Raw genomic sequence first — 17,453 nt, forward strand, 5'->3', positions numbered from 1 at the left:
GACTTGCATGTATTAGGCACGCCGCCAGCGTTCGTCCTGAGCCAGGATCAAACTCTCCATAAAAGTGTTTGATTGCTCAAAATTTCACTAGCGCATCATCTTTACGATGATGTCTTTAAAACTAACAGTTGTTAGTAAGTTTAAATGATTAACATCTTGCTTGTTCAGTTTTCAAGGTTCATTTTGTTGTCGCCTTAACGACTTATCTATCTTATCATCTTCATTTTTTCTTGTCAACAACTTTTGTGAAAAAGTTTTTATCAAGTTTTAGTGAAGTAATCTCGTCATCTCTTAATGACAATTAATATAATACAATAACATACAAAACAATGTCAACATGTTTTCTAAATAAATTTAAAAACGACCAAAATCAATTAAATGGTTGTTGGGTCAATCTTATAGTGTCTATGATATAGACCATTGCCTTTTGTTTCAACCGTTTCTACCTGAATAAAACCTTTGCTGATTAAGAACTCTATAAATACCTCAAGATCCACTGAGTAATTCTTCAGCTCTTCGTGTTCATGCAACTCTTGAATTGTCCAAAAATCTTGCTGAGCCATGACATTTAAAATATGACGTGCTCCATCTGCCGTGCGGGAGTGAATTAGAAATTCACTTGCTAAAAACAAAAGCTCTAGCCTTTTTTCAATTGATTCATCACTGCCAATCAACTCTTTATATAGTTTATAAATTTCTGCATCAATCAGTTTAACTTGAGACCACACAGTTATTTCTGGATATAATCCTTTATCCAAAATAGCTAACCGAGCAAAATGATGCAATGACTCTATCATATGATCATAAGCATCTAAATGATTGTTTTTTTCAAAACATACTTTTCCTTCTAAATACTGGCGAACAAGTTTAGCAAACTCAATGCCCATCTTAATATTCCTTCCATAGAACGGGAAATCCTTTACCGTTTGCTTTAGATTGGTTAGATACTCATTGCGATCAAACAAAATTTTGCCGAAAAGAATCCAATCTATTAACTTCTTGTTTGTACCGACTAGTAGCCATTTATGCAGCTGCTTTTCTGTAATAATATGCATTGCCGCTTTTTTGCCATCAAATGTATAATGCTTGGTGAAAACAGGCACCTTATTTTCTTTTGTAATAATCAATAATATCGTATCAAATGTATCTGTCTTCGGGCTTACGTCTTCTTTCTTTCCTACTATAATAACACCGAGTGTGTTTGGCCTACTTGCGCGTTCCTGGTAGATTGGACGAAGTAACTGCTCCATAAAAAATCCTCCTCAGAAAAGTTATAGTTTAATTCGACATCATTCATTCATATTCCTCCTTGTATTACCAAATCATATTGCCTTACATGTAGGATTTTAGTATCCTTGACGTTAGGAGGCTTGTAAAATGACATCCAATAAAAAACCTTATAAAAGTAAAATCAATAAAATCCGTTCGTTCGCTCTTATGCTAATCTTTGCCGGTTTTATAATTATGTATGGCGCCATTATATTTAAAGAACATCTTTGGCTCGTTATCATTTTTATGACACTCGGTATACTGTGTATTATAGGAAGCACAGTCGTCTATGCATGGATTGGTTTTTTATCTACCCAAGCCGTGATGGTTGAATGCCCTAGTTGCCATAAACATACAAAGATGTTGGGCCGCGTCGATATGTGCATGTTCTGTAGTGAACCTTTAACAATAGACAAGTCATTAGAAGGTAAAGAGTTCGACCAAGATTATAACAACAAGTCAAAACATGGCCATAAACCTGAGCTTTAATTAGACAACCCTTGTTTCCAATGGAACAGGGGTTTTCTTCTATTTATTTTAATAGTCTACCATATTGCACTCTTTAAAGTGAAACGACACTCGAGATTTTCCCTTACAGGAATAAAAAAAAGCCGCACGCGATTGAGGTGCAGCATTCCACTTATCGTTCTATTGTAATTTTGTTGCTTTTTCTTCGCAGTCTGGGCATGTGCCGTAGACTTCTAAACGATGGGAATTCACTTTGAATCCTGTCACGTGTGCAGCTAAATGCTCCACTTCATCAAGGCCAGGATAATGAAAATCCACAATCTTGCCGCATGACTCACAAATAATGTGATAATGCTTTGTCGTCACAAAATCAAAACGGCTTGCATTATCACCATAAGTCAATTCTCTAACAAGTCCTGATTCACGAAATACACGTAAATTATTATATACAGTTGCTACACTCATATTAGGGAATTTATGCTCTAATGCTTTATAAATGTCATCGGCAGTAGGATGCGACATCGTCTCTATCAAATATTCTAAAATCGCATGACGTTGAGGAGTAATCCTTACGCCGGTAGTCTTTAACGTGTCTAGCGCGCTCTTAAGTTGTGTGTCGGACATCGCCATGCACCTCACTTCATAAGTATTATTTATTTATAATCGTTATAAATAGTTTACTTAAAGTGAGATGCAATTGTCAATATTTCTAACTGTCGAATCCTATTTCGGCTATTCTCAAAGCGCGTTCAAAACGTTAATATCCTTTCAATGGATCAATCTTATTTGTAACGTCCTGCTCTCCTTTTAGCCACTTTTCTAGATTTGGCTTGAAGATCTCCATGCTTCTCTCAAGATAGCGGGATGATTGGCTTGAGATATGGGGCGAAACAGTTATATTATCCATCGTCCAGAAAGGATGGTCTTCCGGCAATGGTTCATCTTCAAACACATCACAGACTGCATAAGCTATTTCTTTTTGCTCCAAGGCTCTTTTCAACACATCCGTTTCAACCAAATCACCACGTCCAAAATTCATAAATAAAGCGGTATCTTTCATTGCTTTAAAATGGTTGTCTTTAAGCAGATAATGCGTTTCTTCCGTGCTTGGCAGAACAGAAATGACCGTATCCACTTGTGGCAGCACTGATTCTAGGTTCGCAAAATCAACCATTTCATCCATATAGGCTGCTGTATGACCAGAACGGTTGCACCCGATTGTCTTGACTCCAAAGGCTTGTAATAACCTGCCAATTTCCCCGCCTATCGCACCTGGACCAAGTATGAGTGCTGTAGTGCCTTGAATTTCCGTAGATTTATGCTTACGGCTCCATTCCCGCTGTTTTTGTTTTTCGTATATCCAAGGTAGTGATCGATGATAGCTTAAAAGATGAGCAAGTACCGACTCTGCCATTGGCGTTTTATGTATGCCGCGTACATTGGAAACAACAATCCCCTTCTCTGCAATTTCTTTAAGAGGCATTTTTTCCAAACCTGCTGAGCACACCATAATCCATTGTAAGTGTTCTGCTTCATCAACATGTTTTTCCGTCAGGTCTTCACCATAAGTTACTACTATATCTGCGTTTTTCAGGCCATCGTCAATTCGGTTTTGAAAGACAAATTCTTGGTCTGGAAAGCTCTTTACTAAGTCTTCCTTTAAATCAGGCCGTGGATCGAATGTAAAATAAATGTTCATAATCTATTCCCCTTTGCCGCTTATAGTATTTAATACGTCTTCGATATGGTTTTTAACACGGACTTTGCGCCATTCTTTCTCAATAATCCCCTCTTTGTTAATAAAGAAGGTAGAACGCTCGATGCCCATATACTCTTTGCCATACATTTTCTTTAACTTCCACACGCCATACTTTTCTGCAACTGTGTGATCTTCATCTACAAGCAAGGAAAATGGAAGGCCGTGTTTTTCAATAAACTTCGAATGTTTTCCTTCGTTATCTGGACTGACACCAAGTATAACTACATCTAAATCCGAGAAATCTTGATGTGCGTCTCGGAAATCACATGCCTCTGTGGTACATCCCGGTGTCATGTCTTTCGGATAAAAATAAAGTACCACTGATTTTTCTCCTTTAAACGCTTCCAGTGAGACCATATTTCCGCTTTCATCTTTCAAGGTAAAAGCTGGTGCGATCTTGCCTTCTAGATTGTTCATTGTATTCCCTCCGATTTTAATAATATTTTCTATTCTCATTGTAACAATTTCTATGGTATTTTGTAGAAAGTTTGACTACAATAAGATGATATAAATTGTCTGCTTTAAGGAGCAGTATGAATTTGCTTTCAACTGCTTATTTCGAAAGCCCGATTGGTTCTGTTCATATCTGCATAACCTTTAATAAGGACACGTTTTGATTTTCAATATCTTTTGGCGGGTATGAGTTAGGGGAAGAAGAAAACTTGAACATCAGGAATGGATTATTTATTTAATAACGTAAAGAAAGAGAGGGAACTAACTTCAAATGAAATTAGGTGCCCGTATTTTAAAAACTGGATTGGCAATAATCACTGCACTGTATGTGGCCAAAGCCTTGCATTGCCCAACTCCCATATTTGCAGGTATTGCGGCTATCTTTGCGATGCAGCCATCACTTTACCGGTCTTATCGTACAATTATTGAACAAATACAAGGGAATATTATTGGTGCAGTCATAGCTGTCCTTTTTGTTTTCATCTTTGGCCATGAGTATGTAGCCGTCGGGTTGGCAGCAATCGTCACCTTAGCGTTAATGATTAGACTTAAGTTGGAAAGCAGCATCTCCCTTGCCTTGGTCACGATGATTGTCATCATGGAGGCCCAAGGCGCAAATTTTATCACCTTTGCACTCATTCGATTTGCTACCGTAATGGTTGGCGTATTTGCCGCTTTTATTGTCAATTTAATTTTTCTTCCTCCGCGATACGAAACACGGCTCTTTTCTGCCATTAATATCGTACAAGATGATATCATTCGTTGGATTCGGTTAGCAGTGCGCCAAGCATCTGAGCACTCTTCTACGAAACAATCATTGCGCGGGCTGAAACAACGCTATGAGCGCATTAATTCTTTATACTATTTATTTAAAGAAGAGCGTGCACATATAGGCAAAAGCAAATATATTAAAGCTAGAAAGCTTGTGGTCTATCGCCAGATGATTGCGACCACATTAAAAAGTATAGAAGTACTAAATCGATTGCATCTTCATGAAAATGAAATCGCCAATCTTCCTGAGAGATTTCGTATTATCATTCAAGAAAGATTGGATTACTTATTAACGTATCATGAACAGCTCTTCTTGAAATATTCGGGTAAATTAAAGTCTGAACCGACAACATGGGTGGGACAAGAAGAGTATTTACAGCGCAATGAAGTAATGGACATCTTTGCGAAGCACATTGTCTTTGCTCATGCCGATGAGGGTGATGAAGAATTTTCAAGCTACCACCTGCTTCACATTTTGTCCCGCATATTAGATTACGAAGAAAACCTTGAGCAGTTGGATACGATTATTATGGCCTATCAAAATCACCATGCAGATGAGCTTTTGAAAGTGGAGCTTGATAACCGTATAGAATAAACAACAAAAAAAGAAGTGGTTAGCATAATCTGCTGAACCACTTCTTTTTTAGTTTTTCATTTTTGGGTCTAGCGCATCGCGTAAGCCATCCCCCATTAAATTGAAGCCTAGAACTGTCAGCATAATGGCAAGACCTGGGAAAATCATAGTCCATGGAGCATTGATGAGGTAAATCCTTGCATCTGCAAGCATTTTCCCCCATTCCGGCTGAGGGGCTTGTGCGCCAAGTCCAAGGAAACCGAGGGCTGCTGCTTCGATAATTGCAGAAGCAATAGCAAGCGTACCCTGAACAATAACAGGTGTCATTGAATTCGGCAATACATGGGAGAATAGAAGTCGTTTATCACTCATCCCAATTGCTTTTGCCGCTGTTATATATTCCTCTTGCTTCACGCTCAATACCTTTGAGCGAATTAATCGGCCGAAGTTCGGTATATTGATAATGCCAATAGCGATTAGGGCATTTTTTAAAGATGGTCCTAAAATAGAAACGATTGCAATGGCTAATAGAATACTAGGAAATGCTAGAATAATATCAAAAAGGCGGGAAATAACAGTATCAACAAACCGTCCATAATAGCCGGCAATGATGCCTAATAGACTGCCGACAATGACAGAGCCAATAACTGATAAGAAACCAACCATAAGTGAAAGCCTTGCACCATGCACCACACGTGAAAAGATATCTCGTCCGAAGTCATCTGTGCCAAACCAATGATCTGCAGATGGAGCTTGCAGGCGCTGGCTCAATTGTTGTTCGTTTATTCCCTGCGATACGATCAGTGGACCGATAAAGGCAAGTAAAATAAAGAACACGACAATGATGGCACCAACGACTGCTATTTTGTTTTTTCTAAAGCTTCGCCATGCTTCTTTCCATGGGCCTACTGTTTGGTCGACTGGTTCGTTGGTATTTGGCGCTGCATTAGGCGCTATTTGAGTCATAAAATACGCCTCCTTCTTAGTTGTATTTGATTCGCGGATCAATAATGCTATACAGAATGTCCACAACTAAATTAATCATTATAAATATAAACGCTACAATAAGAATACCTGACTGTATCACTGGATAATCACGGAATCCGATGGCGTCATAGATATACCTTCCGATTCCTGGCCAGCTGAAGATAGTCTCCGTTAAAATCGCGCCCCCAAGCAAGAGACCTGTTTGTAGACCAATTACTGTCAATACAGGAATAATGGCATTTTTTAACGCATGTTTGTAGACAACAAAAAACATTTTTTGTCCTTTTGAACGAGCCGTACGTACATAATCAGAACGCATTACTTCAAGCATGCTTGAGCGTGTCATCCGTGCAATAATCGCCATTGGAATGGTCGCTAAAGCAAAAGCTGGCAGAATTAAATGCTGAATGACCACTATAAACTGATCAAAACGCCCCTGAATCAAGGTATCAATAATATACAAGGATGTAATCGGATTGACCGGGTTACGAGGGTCTTCACGTCCTGAAGTTGGTAAAAAGTCTAATTGAATGCCGAAAATCCATTGTCCCATTAATCCTAGCCAGAAAATTGGCATAGACACACCAATCAATGCAATGATCATTGCTGCGTAATCGAACCAAGAATTTTGGAACCAAGCTGAAATAATACCTGCATTGACGCCTATGATTACGGCTAAAATCATAGCGCATAGGGATAATTCCAGCGTTGCAGCTAAGTATGGCCATAATTCGTCGGCTACTGGTGTTTTGGTACGCATTGACTCACCTAAATTGCCCGTTATCAAATCACCTAAGTAGTGGAAATACTGTATATACCATGGGTTGTCCAATCCTAGGCTTGCTCGCAATGCAGCAACGGCTTCTTTTGTTGCTTGTTGGCCTAATATCACTTGGGCAGGATCACCAGGAATTGCGCGGATTATTAAAAATACGATAAATGTCATTCCGAGCAAAACAGGGATTAATTGTAGCAGCCTTCTGCCTATATACCGAAGCATATCCTCACCTCTTTATCATGTTGTCATGGCTGATTTATAAAAACTCACCTTCCATTAACAGAAGGGAAGGTGAGTTTACTCTTTCAAAATGCCATTTTGTATTATTTAAAATCAACTTGAGATAATAGATCAGATCCCGTTGGGTGCGGCTTGAAGCCTTCAAGATCAGCTTTGCCCGCTAATAATGGTGTTGAGTGTGCAAGCGGTACCCATGGCGCTTGTTCTGCAATAATGTCTTGTGCCTTTTTGTACAATTCATTACGTTTTTCCTGATCTGTTTCTTTTTGTGCTTCAAGCATTATTTTATGCGTTTCGCTATTTTTAAAGTACGTATAGTTGTTGCTTCCGATATTGCTTTCATCTAGCAATGTGTATAGGAAGTTATCCGGGTCTCCATTGTCGCCGGTCCAACCTAGCAAGAACGCATCTGCTTCTCCTTTAGATGCTTTATCTAAATAAGTAGCCCATTCATACGTTACGATTTTTGCTTTCATGCCTACATCTTCCAGATTCTTTTGGATTGCTTCAGCCACTTTTTGGCCATCCGGCATGTAAGGACGTGGTACTGGCATTGCCCATAATTCGATTTGTTTGCCATCATAGCCAGCTTCTTTTAACAATTCTTTCGCTTTTTTAGGATCATACGTATATTCCTTCACATCATCGTTGTAGCCTTCAATTGACGGTGGCATTGGGTTTTTCGCCACTTCAGCTTGACCTTCGAAAAATGCATCGATGATTGCTTTCTTATCGATTGCATAGTTAACAGCTTGACGCACTTTTACATTGTCAAAAGGAGGTCTAGTAACTGTTAATCCAAGGTATCCAACGTTCATAGATGGACGTTCAAAAACTTGCAATTGATTGTTGCCCTTGATGGAAGCAGCATCAGATGGATTAATGCCATCTGCCAAATCAATCTCACCTGTATTTAATGCATTCAAACGAGCTGAGTTATCAGGGTACGTACGGAAGACAACTTTATCTAATTTAGGTTCGCCATCTTTCCAATACTCTTTATTTTTTTCGATTGTAATAGAATCATTGCGTTTCCAAGAAACAAATTTGAATGGTCCTGTACCTACAGGGTTATCACCAAATTTATCACCTTCTTTTTCAAATGCTGTTGGGCTCGCAATACCGAATGAGCTCATTGCTAAGTTTTTCAAGAATGGTGCCTGAGGTTTATTTAGCGTAAATACTACTTTATAATCTCCATCAGCTTTTACTTCTTTGATGACAGCATCCTTGTCGCCTTTAAAGCCGCCAAACATAGAAATGAAGTAAGGGAATTTATCTGCATTCCCGTTCATCCAGCGTTCAAAGTTTTTCACAACTGCCTCTGCATTGAAATCAGTGCCGTCATGAAATTTAACGCCTTCTTGTAAATCCAATGTATAAGTCAAGCCATCTTTAGAGGCTTCCCATTTTGTCGCAAGACCGGGATGTAGTGTAGTATCTTGCTCCCCGAATTCAATCAGTGTTTCAAAAATATTTTTCGTTACTTTATAGGATTCGCCATCTGTTACTGCAATCGGGTCAAGCGATACGGAATCTCCCCCGCGCCCAAAAATCAATGTTTTCTCTTTTTCATTGCCGCTTTTGCCCGTATCCCCGCTTCCACCTTCTTTGCTGTTTGACCCGCAAGCTGCAAGGATGGTCGAAAGGAACACGATCAACAATACGCCGAAAGATAATAATTTCCTTTTTCTCATTGAATAACCCCCAATTTCCCTTTTTATTTATCATTAACATAGCCTTCGTCATATAGATGGCAGGCTACAGAATGACCTTCTTCAACTTCTACTAATGTTGGAACAATTGAGGTACATTGCTCCATCTTGAAAGGACATCTTGTATGGAAAGTACACCCTTTCGGTGGATTAGAGGGGCTTGGAATATCGCCCGATAACAATACATGCTCTCGCTTGAAATCTGGATCAGGTACAGGTACTGCAGAAAGCAGGCCCTTTGCATATGGGTGAAGCGGATTGGCATAAAGCTTTTCGCTTACAGCGAGTTCAACCATCTTTCCTAAATACATCACACCCACTCGATCACTGATATGCCGTACAACCCCCAAATCATGCGCGATAAATATATAAGTAAGCTTTAAATCTTTTTGCAAATCTTGCATAAGATTTAATACTTGTGCTTGAATCGATACGTCTAGTGCTGAAACAGGCTCATCTGCAATAATGAGCTTCGGATTGGTCATAAGTGCTCGAGCGATGCCGATTCGTTGCCTTTGCCCACCACTAAACTGATGCGGATAACGATTGGCGTGATAACTTGATAACCCTACGATTTCTAAGAGTTCGAGCACCTTTTTCTTTCGTTCCTTGGCATTGCCTAATCCATGGACGATCAAAGGCTCTTCTAGTATTTTGCCAATAGTGTGCCGCGGATTAAGTGATGCAAAAGGATCCTGGAAGACCATTTGAATTTCACGGCGCGCCTTTCTCATCTCAGCATTCGATAGTTTTGTTAAATCTTTTCCTTCAAACTCAATGGAGCCCTCTGTCGGATCAAGCAGTTTCATAATCATTCGCCCTGTAGTGGATTTCCCGCAGCCGGATTCTCCTACTATGCCTAAGGTTTCTCCCTCATATACATAAAACGACACATCATCTACGGCTTTGACGTTTCCTTGTTCTTTGCCTAGGATTCCTTTGCGAATAGGAAAATACTTTTTTAAGTTATTTACTTTCAACAATGGCTCTGTCATCAATGTGTGCCTCCTTGCCGCTTACTAAAAAGCATCTTGTCTTATGGTGCTCACCTGTCTGATAGAGAGGAGGGTTCTCCTGTAAGCAGCGTTCATGCGCCCATTCGCAGCGTGCAGCAAAACGGCAACCCTGCTTAATGCTTCCGGGTTTTGGAACATTTCCTCGAATGGAATATAAGCGATCTTTCTTAAACCTCATATCAGGTACAGATTGGATTAATCCTTTTGTATAGGGATGCTGTGGATCCTTAAAGATCAAATCAACAGGCCCTTCCTCCACAATTTGCCCGCTATACATAACCACAACTCTTTCACACGTTTCAGCCACTACGCCTAAATCATGCGTGATTAGCATAACAGCTGTATTAAGCCGTTTATTTAAATCCCTCATAAGCTGGAGGATTTGGGCTTGTATCGTGACATCCAGTGCAGTTGTAGGTTCATCTGCTATCAAGATTTTTGGATCGCAAACTAAAGCCATTGCAATCATGACCCTTTGCCGCATTCCTCCTGATAATTGGTGGGGATATTCTTTCAACAGCTCTTCCGAACGGGGAAGCCCCACTAATTTCATCATTTCAATGGCACGTTCTTCTGCTTTTTTCTTGGACCATTTTTTATTGTGAATCAAAATGGCTTCCGTTAATTGATTACCTATTGTAAAAAGGGGATTCAACGATGTCATAGGCTCTTGGAAAATCATCGCTACTTCTTTCCCTCTAATTTTTCGCATTTCTTTATCCGAAAACTTTGCTAAATCCGTGCCTTCTAAGAGAATTTCACCGTTTGTGACCTTTCCTGGCGGTGATGGTACAAGCCCCATAATAGAAAGGGACGTTACGCTTTTGCCGCAGCCTGATTCTCCTACTATGCCAAGAATTTCACCTTCCCTTAGCGAAAAATCAATGTTATCAACTGCAGGAATTGCTCCATCCTCTGTAAAGAATGTTGTTTCTAAACCCTTAACCTGTAATAGCTCCTTCCGTTCCATCCCATCACTCCCTCAAGAGTCTTATCTTCTATTTTATATATATGCGCTTAAAAGCTCGTTCCTTCCTCGCTCTAAAACTTAATAGAGTGATTAAAGGTACCCTAAACTGTTTTAGGTCGTATTGCATAATTAATTGCAATATATTTCTGAATTATCTATTAATCATAATATTTTGTCAATAGTATTTTTACTTTTGAGCTTCTGCTAGATTCCTATACATATGAGATTAGACACTCATTTTCGACTGTATACAAAAAGGCCTCCACAAAATGGAGGCCGCAGACTGTGAAGAGAATGGTTGGAAATCGAAATGACTCTAACCCCTTCTGTGTTTTCTGCTTCTAAATCAGCAGAGGAGAAATCAACGTTGATTTCCGTTCCTGGCGGACGCTTTCCGGGGGCTTGCCCTTAGCCTCCTCGTCGCGTTGCTCCTGCGGGGTCTTCGCGCTGCGCTGATCCCCCTGGAGTCGCCGCCATGCACTCCAATCAACTAGGTGTCTTCTTTGAAGGTATGGACAAGTCTTTAAGGCCCCTCAGGGTTGTACTTGTATTCCAATTCTCTTTCGCACCTGAAACGATACGTTCAACCTTTTCTTTCCGTTTCTCATAGATAGCTTGGATCTCATAGTAGTATCTCAAGTCTTCTGCAACGTCCAGGTAGTCCTGCCAAATATTCCGCTGATCATCTTTTGTTTGCTTTTACTTTGCGTCTGCTCAATGGTCAAAATCTCTATCTGTTCACGTTCGTTGACTTGATTTTTCTCATCATATCTATCACCTCATCGAGTAGTAGAAGACACTTGTTGATTGGAGAGGAGAGCGGCGACTCCTGGGAGATCAGCACGAGCTGAAGACCCTGGACGGAGCGAAGGAAGCAGCTGAAGTCGTGCCTCCCGGAAAGCGTTCGCTCGTAACGGAAATCAACAGTTTTAGTGGTGATTCTATAAAAAAAGACTGCAGGCAAACTCTAAACCCATGAGTTTGTCTACAGTCTAAGGCCTTATCAAAAATGGAGGCCGATTGAACGTTATTCTAATGTTTGGATATGGAACAAGTTATGATAAATTCCATCCTGTTTTTCTAGAAGTTCTTGATGGGTGCCTTGTTCTTTCAACTCTCCATGATCAATGACTAAAATCTGATCTGCATGTGTAATCGTAGATAGACGGTGCGCCACGATAACCGTTGTACGATTATGCGCTAGCCTGTCAAGAGATTCTTGAATCAATGCTTCACTTTCTAGGTCAAGGGCAGAAGTAGCTTCATCCAAAATAAGGATAGGCGGGTTCTTTAAGAACACTCTCGCGATGGCAATCCGTTGTTTTTGTCCGCCGGATAGTTTTACGCCTCTTTCGCCCACTTTTGTATCATACCCCTCAGGAAGAGACAATATAAATTCATGGGCATTGGCGGCTTTGGCCGCTTCAACGACTTCCTCGTCTGACGCATCTGGATTACCCATTAAGATATTCGCTTTCACAGAATCGCTAAACAATATATTATCCTGCATAACAATACCGATTTGGGAACGCAATGATAGGAGTGTCGTTTTCCGAATATCCACCCCATCGATTTTTACAGCGCCCTTTTGGACATCATAAAAACGAGGAATCAAGCTGATGATCGTGGACTTACCACCGCCACTCATACCGACAAGCGCTACCGTTTGGCCCGGAACAATGTCAAAGTTAACATTTTTCAGTACATCTTGCCCGTCATCATTATAGCGGAAAGACACATGGTCGAATTCAATTTTACCCTTTACCTGTGGTAATGGTTTAGCATCCTTCGCATCTTCTACTTCATAGGTTTGATCAAAAAGCTCAAACATGCGGTCCATTGATGCAACGGCTTGTGTTAATGTTGTGGATGAATTAACTAATCGACGCAATGGATTGTACAAGCTATCTATATAAGCAACAAAAGCAGCCATCGTACCGACAGAAAGATGTCCATTAATTACTTCATAGCCTGCAAAGCCGATAACAATTAATGGAGCAATTCCTGTAATCGTATTAACTACTGCAAAGGTCTTCGCATTCCATCTTGTTTGGTCTAATGCTTTGTTTAAGAATTCTCCGTTTGTACCGCTGAATATCTTTTGTTCATGTTTTTCTAATGTAAAGCTTTTAATAATATTCATGCCTTGAACACGCTCATGCAGGTAACTTTGAACACCTGCCAATGCCTTTGATCTTTCCCTTGTTAGTGAACGCAGACGGCTAAAGAAATACCGTACACTAATCGCGTAGAATGGAAAGGCGATTAAAGATACAAGCGTTAACTTTACATCCAATTTCATCATGACAACGATGGCAATAATAATGGTAGATAAGTCAATCCACACATTCATTAACCCAGTCATGACAAATTCTTTTGTTTGCTCGACATCATTGATTGTTCGAGAAATGACGTCTCCTACCCGATTATTGGAATAGAATTTTAAACCCAACTTTTGCAGGTGAACATATAATTTTTGGCGAATATCGTACAAAATATTATTACTTAATTTTTGAGCTAAATATTGACGATAGTACTCAATTGGCGGACGAATTATGAAGAAAAGAATTGCGGTACCGCCAAGCCAATAAAACAGTTCCTTTGTTTTCATTTCAGTCGAGAGGTCTTTCGCGCCTATAATATCGTCTATGACAATTTTAATAAGCACTGGAGTAAAAAGTGGTATAGCAAATTTAATAACTCCGAGTATAAAAGTGACAAATATATTCACTCTATATGGTTTAACGAAGCGCAAATAGCGTTTCATACTGCCCATTCACATCACGTTCCTTTCAAACGAAAAAAAGCTGCCCTGATCCGCCGGGCAACTCCTTTTCAATTTTTGCATTGCGTTTAAGACAAGCTAAAGCTACTTAGGATTATGCAGTTCTTTTTGGAACTTATAGCGGCTTGTCCACGCTTCAATAAAGTCTGGCGCAAATGGCCCTTTACGTTTATCTATCCAGCTGATTAATTTGTCAACATTGGATTTAAGGATATGGTCTATCACTAGTGGATAGCCCATTGCCTTTTTATGCTGCTCATACTCATCCTCATCAAGTAGTGTATATGACATGTCCGAGAATACTTTGATATCCAAATCATAATCAATATACTTTACAGCATTATGGTCAAATACAAATGGTGAGCTCATATTACAATAGTAATATACTCCATCTTCCCTTAACATACAAATAATATTAAACCAATGCTCTGCATGGAAATAACATATGGACGGTTCCCGGGTGACCCATGTACGCCCATCTGACTCAATGACTAATGTTTTATCATTCGCACCGATTACGATATTTTTAGTAGCCTTTAATACCATCGTTTCCTGCCAAACTCGGTGGATCTTGCCGTTGTGTTTATAACTATGTATTTGTATGATTTCCCCTTCTGACGGAATTGCCATTGAAAGACCACCTTTCAAACACCCCTTATGAGCGTTCTTTTGTAACATTATAACAATCCTCGCCAAAAACGTGTAGCAAAAAAACTGGTGAAGGATAAACCTCCACCAATTTGTTTGTTAAAAGCTATTGATTTTGATTTGGATTGTTTTGTCCATAAAGACCAGAAGCTTGCTGCTTAGCGCGTTCAGCTTGTTGGTTTTGCTTTTTGACAGCTTGAACATCTGTCTCAGCACCAAACTCCTCAGTGTTTTGCCCCGCAAGACGCCCAGAAGCTTGTTGCTTTTTAGCTTCAGCTTGTTGGTTTAATTTTTTCACACCTTGAACATCTGTTTCGCCGTTGAATTTTTTTCTCAATGTAATCACCTCCACGACTATAAGTTGTGCAGTATGATGTTTTTTATACAATGGTTATTAAATTCCGCAAGCGACCCACACTAATATTCACTAGGAGAATAAACTGTGTACAAGGTAAAATTTAAGCATTTTAATGTTTTGCTTCTGTTTCTTTCCATGCAGCCCAAATCTTTTGCATAGGTACAGGCAGTGGCAGTGCTTTTATTTCTTCCTCTGTAAACCAAACGCTGGATTCTGTCGGTTGTCCGTTCTGTTCTACATTCAAATAGTAACTCTCCATATTCCATGTTAAATGTGAAAAAATATGCTTGAAGGACAATAAATTTTCGCGGTTTACAAGTTCAACATTGTAGGTGTCTGCTAGGGATCCTTCACTTGTTTTTGGAGTTGTTGACTTTTCTATCATTGGGAATTGCCACATGTTTGCAAGCAGACCTTTACCAGGTCTTTTTTCTAATAAGAACTGTTTCTTTTCATTTTGCACAACTAACACATCATAAAAAAGGTCTTTCATTTTCGTTTTTTTTGTTTTAATCGGCAATTCTTCTGGACGACCTTCCTGGAAAGCAGTGCAAAATTCGCGTACCGGGCAAAGGAGGCATTTGGGTGAAGTTGGCGTACAAATCAGCGCTCCTAATTCCATTAACCCTTGGTTGAATTCAGAAGGATACGCTGGATCAATTAATTCCATAACGGCTTGTTCAAATATTTTTTTCGTTTTAGGTAAAGCGATATCTTCTTTAATCAAAAGAACTCTGCTGAGCACGCGCATTACATTGCCATCGACTGCATGTTCGGCTTTATTATAGGCAATACTTAGAATGGCACCCGCGGTATAAGGGCCAACACCTTTTAATTTGATAATTTCCGGGCGATTGTCAGGCACTGTACTACTATATTTTTCTACAACCTCTCTGACGCCTGCTTGTAGATTTCTAGCTCTCGAATAATAACCAAGACCTTCCCATTGCTTTAATAGTTTTTCTTCAGGTGCTTGCGCTAAATCCTCCGGAGTAGGAAATTCTTCGATAAAACGATTGTAATAAGGAATGACAGTATCTACTCTTGTTTGCTGAAGCATAACTTCTGACACCCATATTTTGTACGGATCATGCGTATGTCTCCAAGGCAAATCTCTTTTTTCTCGAATAAACCATTGAACTAATGCTTCTTGGAATTGTTTTTTATATTGATAATGAAAATTCATATTTTCCACCTTTTTAATTCATTTTTAATTCACATACAAAGTGGGCATTATAGTGTAAACTGTTGCCTAAAAGGGTAAACAGTAAGTATAAGCAATACTCCCATGTTATAAGGAGTTGATCATTTTGGATTCTGGAACACATCTAGTAATGGGGATTGCGCTAGGTGGCTTGGCTATGGTAGACCCAGTTGTGGCCGGCAGCTCGTCCACTTCTATGGCCGTCATTACCAGCGTAATTATTGGTTCCCAAGCCCCTGATATTGATACTGTTTTGAAATTGCGTAGCAATGCTATATATATACGCCATCACCGAGGAATTACACACTCCATTCCAGCGGTTCTATTATGGCCAATTTTAATTTCGTCTGTCTTTTTTTTAGTATTCCCGCATACTAATTTTTTGCATCTCTGGCTTTGGACATTCCTTGCAGTCTTTTTACATGTGTTTGTAGATATTTTCAATGCGTATGGTACACAGGCACTACGCCCCTTCTCTAAGCGATGGGTAGCACTTGGCTGGATTAATACGTTTGATCCTATTATTTTCGCCTTGCATGTGATCGCCTTAATGTTTTGGGCGTTCGGTGCGAATCCAGTACCTACCATGTTTTCTTTGTATAGTGTGGTATTTATCTATTATGTGGTACGTTTCTTTCTTCAACGATCAGTCAAGAAAGCGGTCCATAATACAATACCTGATGCTAAGAGAATTATTTTATCGCCTACGTCACGTTTCTTCCAATATAGAGTAGCAGCCAATTCTGCTACACATCACTATGTGGGACGTGCTTATGGGCGTTCAATTACCATTTACGACAAATTTAAAATTGAACCATTGCCGGATACGCCACTTTTCCATAAAGTATTGGAAGACCCGAATTTTAAAACGTTTGTCTCTTTCTCTCCGCTCTATCGGTGGGAGGTCAACCAATTGGGTGATGGGAAAACAGAAGTACGTCTCATAGATCTGAGGTATCGCAGCAATAATTATTATCCATTTGTTGCAATCGCACATCTGACAAAAGATCTAACCATCGTCAAATCCTTTACAGGTTGGATTTTCAGCGAAGACAAACTACAGAAAAAATTAGTAGTAAAATCAGAAGGCATCCGTTAAAAGGCCATCAAAATGACCGTTTCTATAAAAGAAACGGTCATTCTTTTTGTATAAACGGACAACCTAAGCAATAGTTTAACATGTCCATTTTAGCCAAAAATCTATTCTTCATTTAAAAGGTGCGCATATTTTGGATTACGAGCTACAAATTCATTTAACTGGCTGCCGTAGCTGTCTATCCATTGTGAGATGATTTTCTCCGACATTTCAGCTCCTTGATAGTCGTAGCCTGCTTTAGCATAGGTGGCTTCAAAATCAGACCAAAGAAGTTCCACCCAAACACGCGCTTTCTCCTCTGATATTTTCGGATTTTTCTCTTGCAGTTTTGCAACTAATTCATTGATAATTCGTTCCATCTT

At 39.6% G+C, this 17,453-nt stretch carries 17 protein-coding genes and 1 rRNA gene; 3 read left to right on the top strand and 15 right to left on the bottom strand.

Translation table 11 applies throughout. The features are described 5' to 3' along the window. Positions 1-63: ribosomal RNA gene (locus tag RCJ93_RS11700) — 16S ribosomal RNA — on the bottom strand; the annotation flags it as partial. Positions 64-374: 311 nt separating this feature from the next. Then, positions 375-1,250 carry a nucleotidyltransferase-like protein gene (locus tag RCJ93_RS11705; RefSeq protein ID WP_066789686.1) on the bottom strand — a complete coding sequence of 292 codons (876 nt, stop codon included), beginning with the start codon at positions 1,248-1,250 and terminating at the stop codon, positions 375-377. Between the two features lie 127 nt (positions 1,251-1,377). Here RCJ93_RS11705 and RCJ93_RS11710 point away from each other — a divergent pair, with 127 nt between their 5' ends. Next, complete coding sequence (locus RCJ93_RS11710; protein WP_066789689.1) at positions 1,378-1,758, top strand: YgzB family protein; 381 nt, start codon at positions 1,378-1,380, stop codon at positions 1,756-1,758. A gap of 159 nt (positions 1,759-1,917) precedes the next feature. Here the strand turns inward: RCJ93_RS11710 and perR are convergent, their stop codons facing one another. The 3 genes from perR to bcp form a co-directional block, all read right to left on the bottom strand. Continuing rightward, positions 1,918-2,361, bottom strand: a complete 444-nt coding sequence (gene perR, locus RCJ93_RS11715) for a peroxide-responsive transcriptional repressor PerR (protein WP_184117575.1) — start codon at positions 2,359-2,361, stop codon at positions 1,918-1,920. A gap of 133 nt (positions 2,362-2,494) precedes the next feature. Continuing rightward, the gene (locus RCJ93_RS11720) at positions 2,495-3,436 is read right to left on the bottom strand and encodes a D-2-hydroxyacid dehydrogenase (RefSeq protein WP_150285146.1); all 942 of its coding nucleotides are present in this window, start codon (positions 3,434-3,436) and stop codon (positions 2,495-2,497) included. 3 nt (positions 3,437-3,439) lie between these two features. After that, positions 3,440-3,913 carry a thioredoxin-dependent thiol peroxidase gene (gene bcp, locus RCJ93_RS11725; RefSeq protein WP_150285147.1) on the bottom strand — a complete coding sequence of 158 codons (474 nt, stop codon included), beginning with the start codon at positions 3,911-3,913 and terminating at the stop codon, positions 3,440-3,442. Between the two features lie 307 nt (positions 3,914-4,220). Here bcp and RCJ93_RS11730 point away from each other — a divergent pair, with 307 nt between their 5' ends. Beyond that, positions 4,221-5,315 (top strand): FUSC family protein, encoded by a 1,095-nt coding sequence (locus RCJ93_RS11730; protein ID WP_066789697.1) that lies wholly within the window; start codon positions 4,221-4,223, stop codon positions 5,313-5,315. Positions 5,316-5,363: 48 nt separating this feature from the next. Here RCJ93_RS11730 and RCJ93_RS11735 read toward each other — a convergent pair whose 3' ends face one another. The 9 genes from RCJ93_RS11735 to mutY form a co-directional block, all read right to left on the bottom strand. After that, complete coding sequence (locus RCJ93_RS11735; protein WP_066789699.1) at positions 5,364-6,260, bottom strand: ABC transporter permease; 897 nt, start codon at positions 6,258-6,260, stop codon at positions 5,364-5,366. Positions 6,261-6,276: 16 nt separating this feature from the next. Next, the gene (locus tag RCJ93_RS11740; RefSeq protein ID WP_150285148.1) at positions 6,277-7,281 is read right to left on the bottom strand and encodes an ABC transporter permease; all 1,005 of its coding nucleotides are present in this window, start codon (positions 7,279-7,281) and stop codon (positions 6,277-6,279) included. A 101-nt stretch (positions 7,282-7,382) separates the two neighbouring features. Continuing rightward, on the bottom strand, positions 7,383-8,996 hold the full coding sequence (locus RCJ93_RS11745) for an ABC transporter substrate-binding protein (RefSeq protein ID WP_150285149.1): 1,614 nt from the start codon (positions 8,994-8,996) through the stop codon (positions 7,383-7,385). Between the two features lie 23 nt (positions 8,997-9,019). Further along, positions 9,020-10,009: an ABC transporter ATP-binding protein gene (locus tag RCJ93_RS11750; protein ID WP_150285150.1), complete on the bottom strand. Its 990-nt coding sequence runs from the start codon at positions 10,007-10,009 to the stop codon at positions 9,020-9,022. Beyond that, positions 9,981-11,000 carry an ABC transporter ATP-binding protein gene (locus RCJ93_RS11755; protein WP_150285151.1) on the bottom strand — a complete coding sequence of 340 codons (1,020 nt, stop codon included), beginning with the start codon at positions 10,998-11,000 and terminating at the stop codon, positions 9,981-9,983. Before RCJ93_RS11755 ends, RCJ93_RS11750 begins: the two co-directional genes overlap by 29 nt. Positions 11,001-12,027: 1,027 nt before the next feature. Continuing rightward, the gene (locus RCJ93_RS11760) at positions 12,028-13,776 is read right to left on the bottom strand and encodes an ABC transporter ATP-binding protein (protein WP_150285152.1); all 1,749 of its coding nucleotides are present in this window, start codon (positions 13,774-13,776) and stop codon (positions 12,028-12,030) included. 93 nt (positions 13,777-13,869) lie between these two features. Beyond that, positions 13,870-14,415 (bottom strand): nucleoside tri-diphosphate phosphatase, encoded by a 546-nt coding sequence (ntdP, locus tag RCJ93_RS11765; protein WP_066789719.1) that lies wholly within the window; start codon positions 14,413-14,415, stop codon positions 13,870-13,872. 124 nt (positions 14,416-14,539) lie between these two features. After that, positions 14,540-14,770, bottom strand: coding sequence for a gamma-type small acid-soluble spore protein (locus RCJ93_RS11770; protein ID WP_066789721.1), 231 nt, complete (start codon positions 14,768-14,770; stop codon positions 14,540-14,542). Positions 14,771-14,900: 130 nt separating this feature from the next. Continuing rightward, positions 14,901-15,977 carry an A/G-specific adenine glycosylase gene (gene mutY / locus RCJ93_RS11775; RefSeq protein WP_446739089.1) on the bottom strand — a complete coding sequence of 359 codons (1,077 nt, stop codon included), beginning with the start codon at positions 15,975-15,977 and terminating at the stop codon, positions 14,901-14,903. Between the two features lie 124 nt (positions 15,978-16,101). On the opposite strand from mutY, the gene RCJ93_RS11780 reads away from it, so the two are divergent. Beyond that, entirely contained in the window at positions 16,102-17,094 is a 993-nt protein-coding gene (locus RCJ93_RS11780) for a metal-dependent hydrolase (RefSeq protein ID WP_150285154.1), read from the top strand. Between the two features lie 101 nt (positions 17,095-17,195). Here RCJ93_RS11780 and RCJ93_RS11785 read toward each other — a convergent pair whose 3' ends face one another. Then, positions 17,196-17,450 carry a YfhJ family protein gene (locus RCJ93_RS11785; RefSeq protein ID WP_150285155.1) on the bottom strand — a complete coding sequence of 85 codons (255 nt, stop codon included), beginning with the start codon at positions 17,448-17,450 and terminating at the stop codon, positions 17,196-17,198. Between the last annotated feature and the right edge of the window lie 3 nt (positions 17,451-17,453).

This window comes from Rummeliibacillus sp. BSL5 (genome assembly GCF_052928305.1).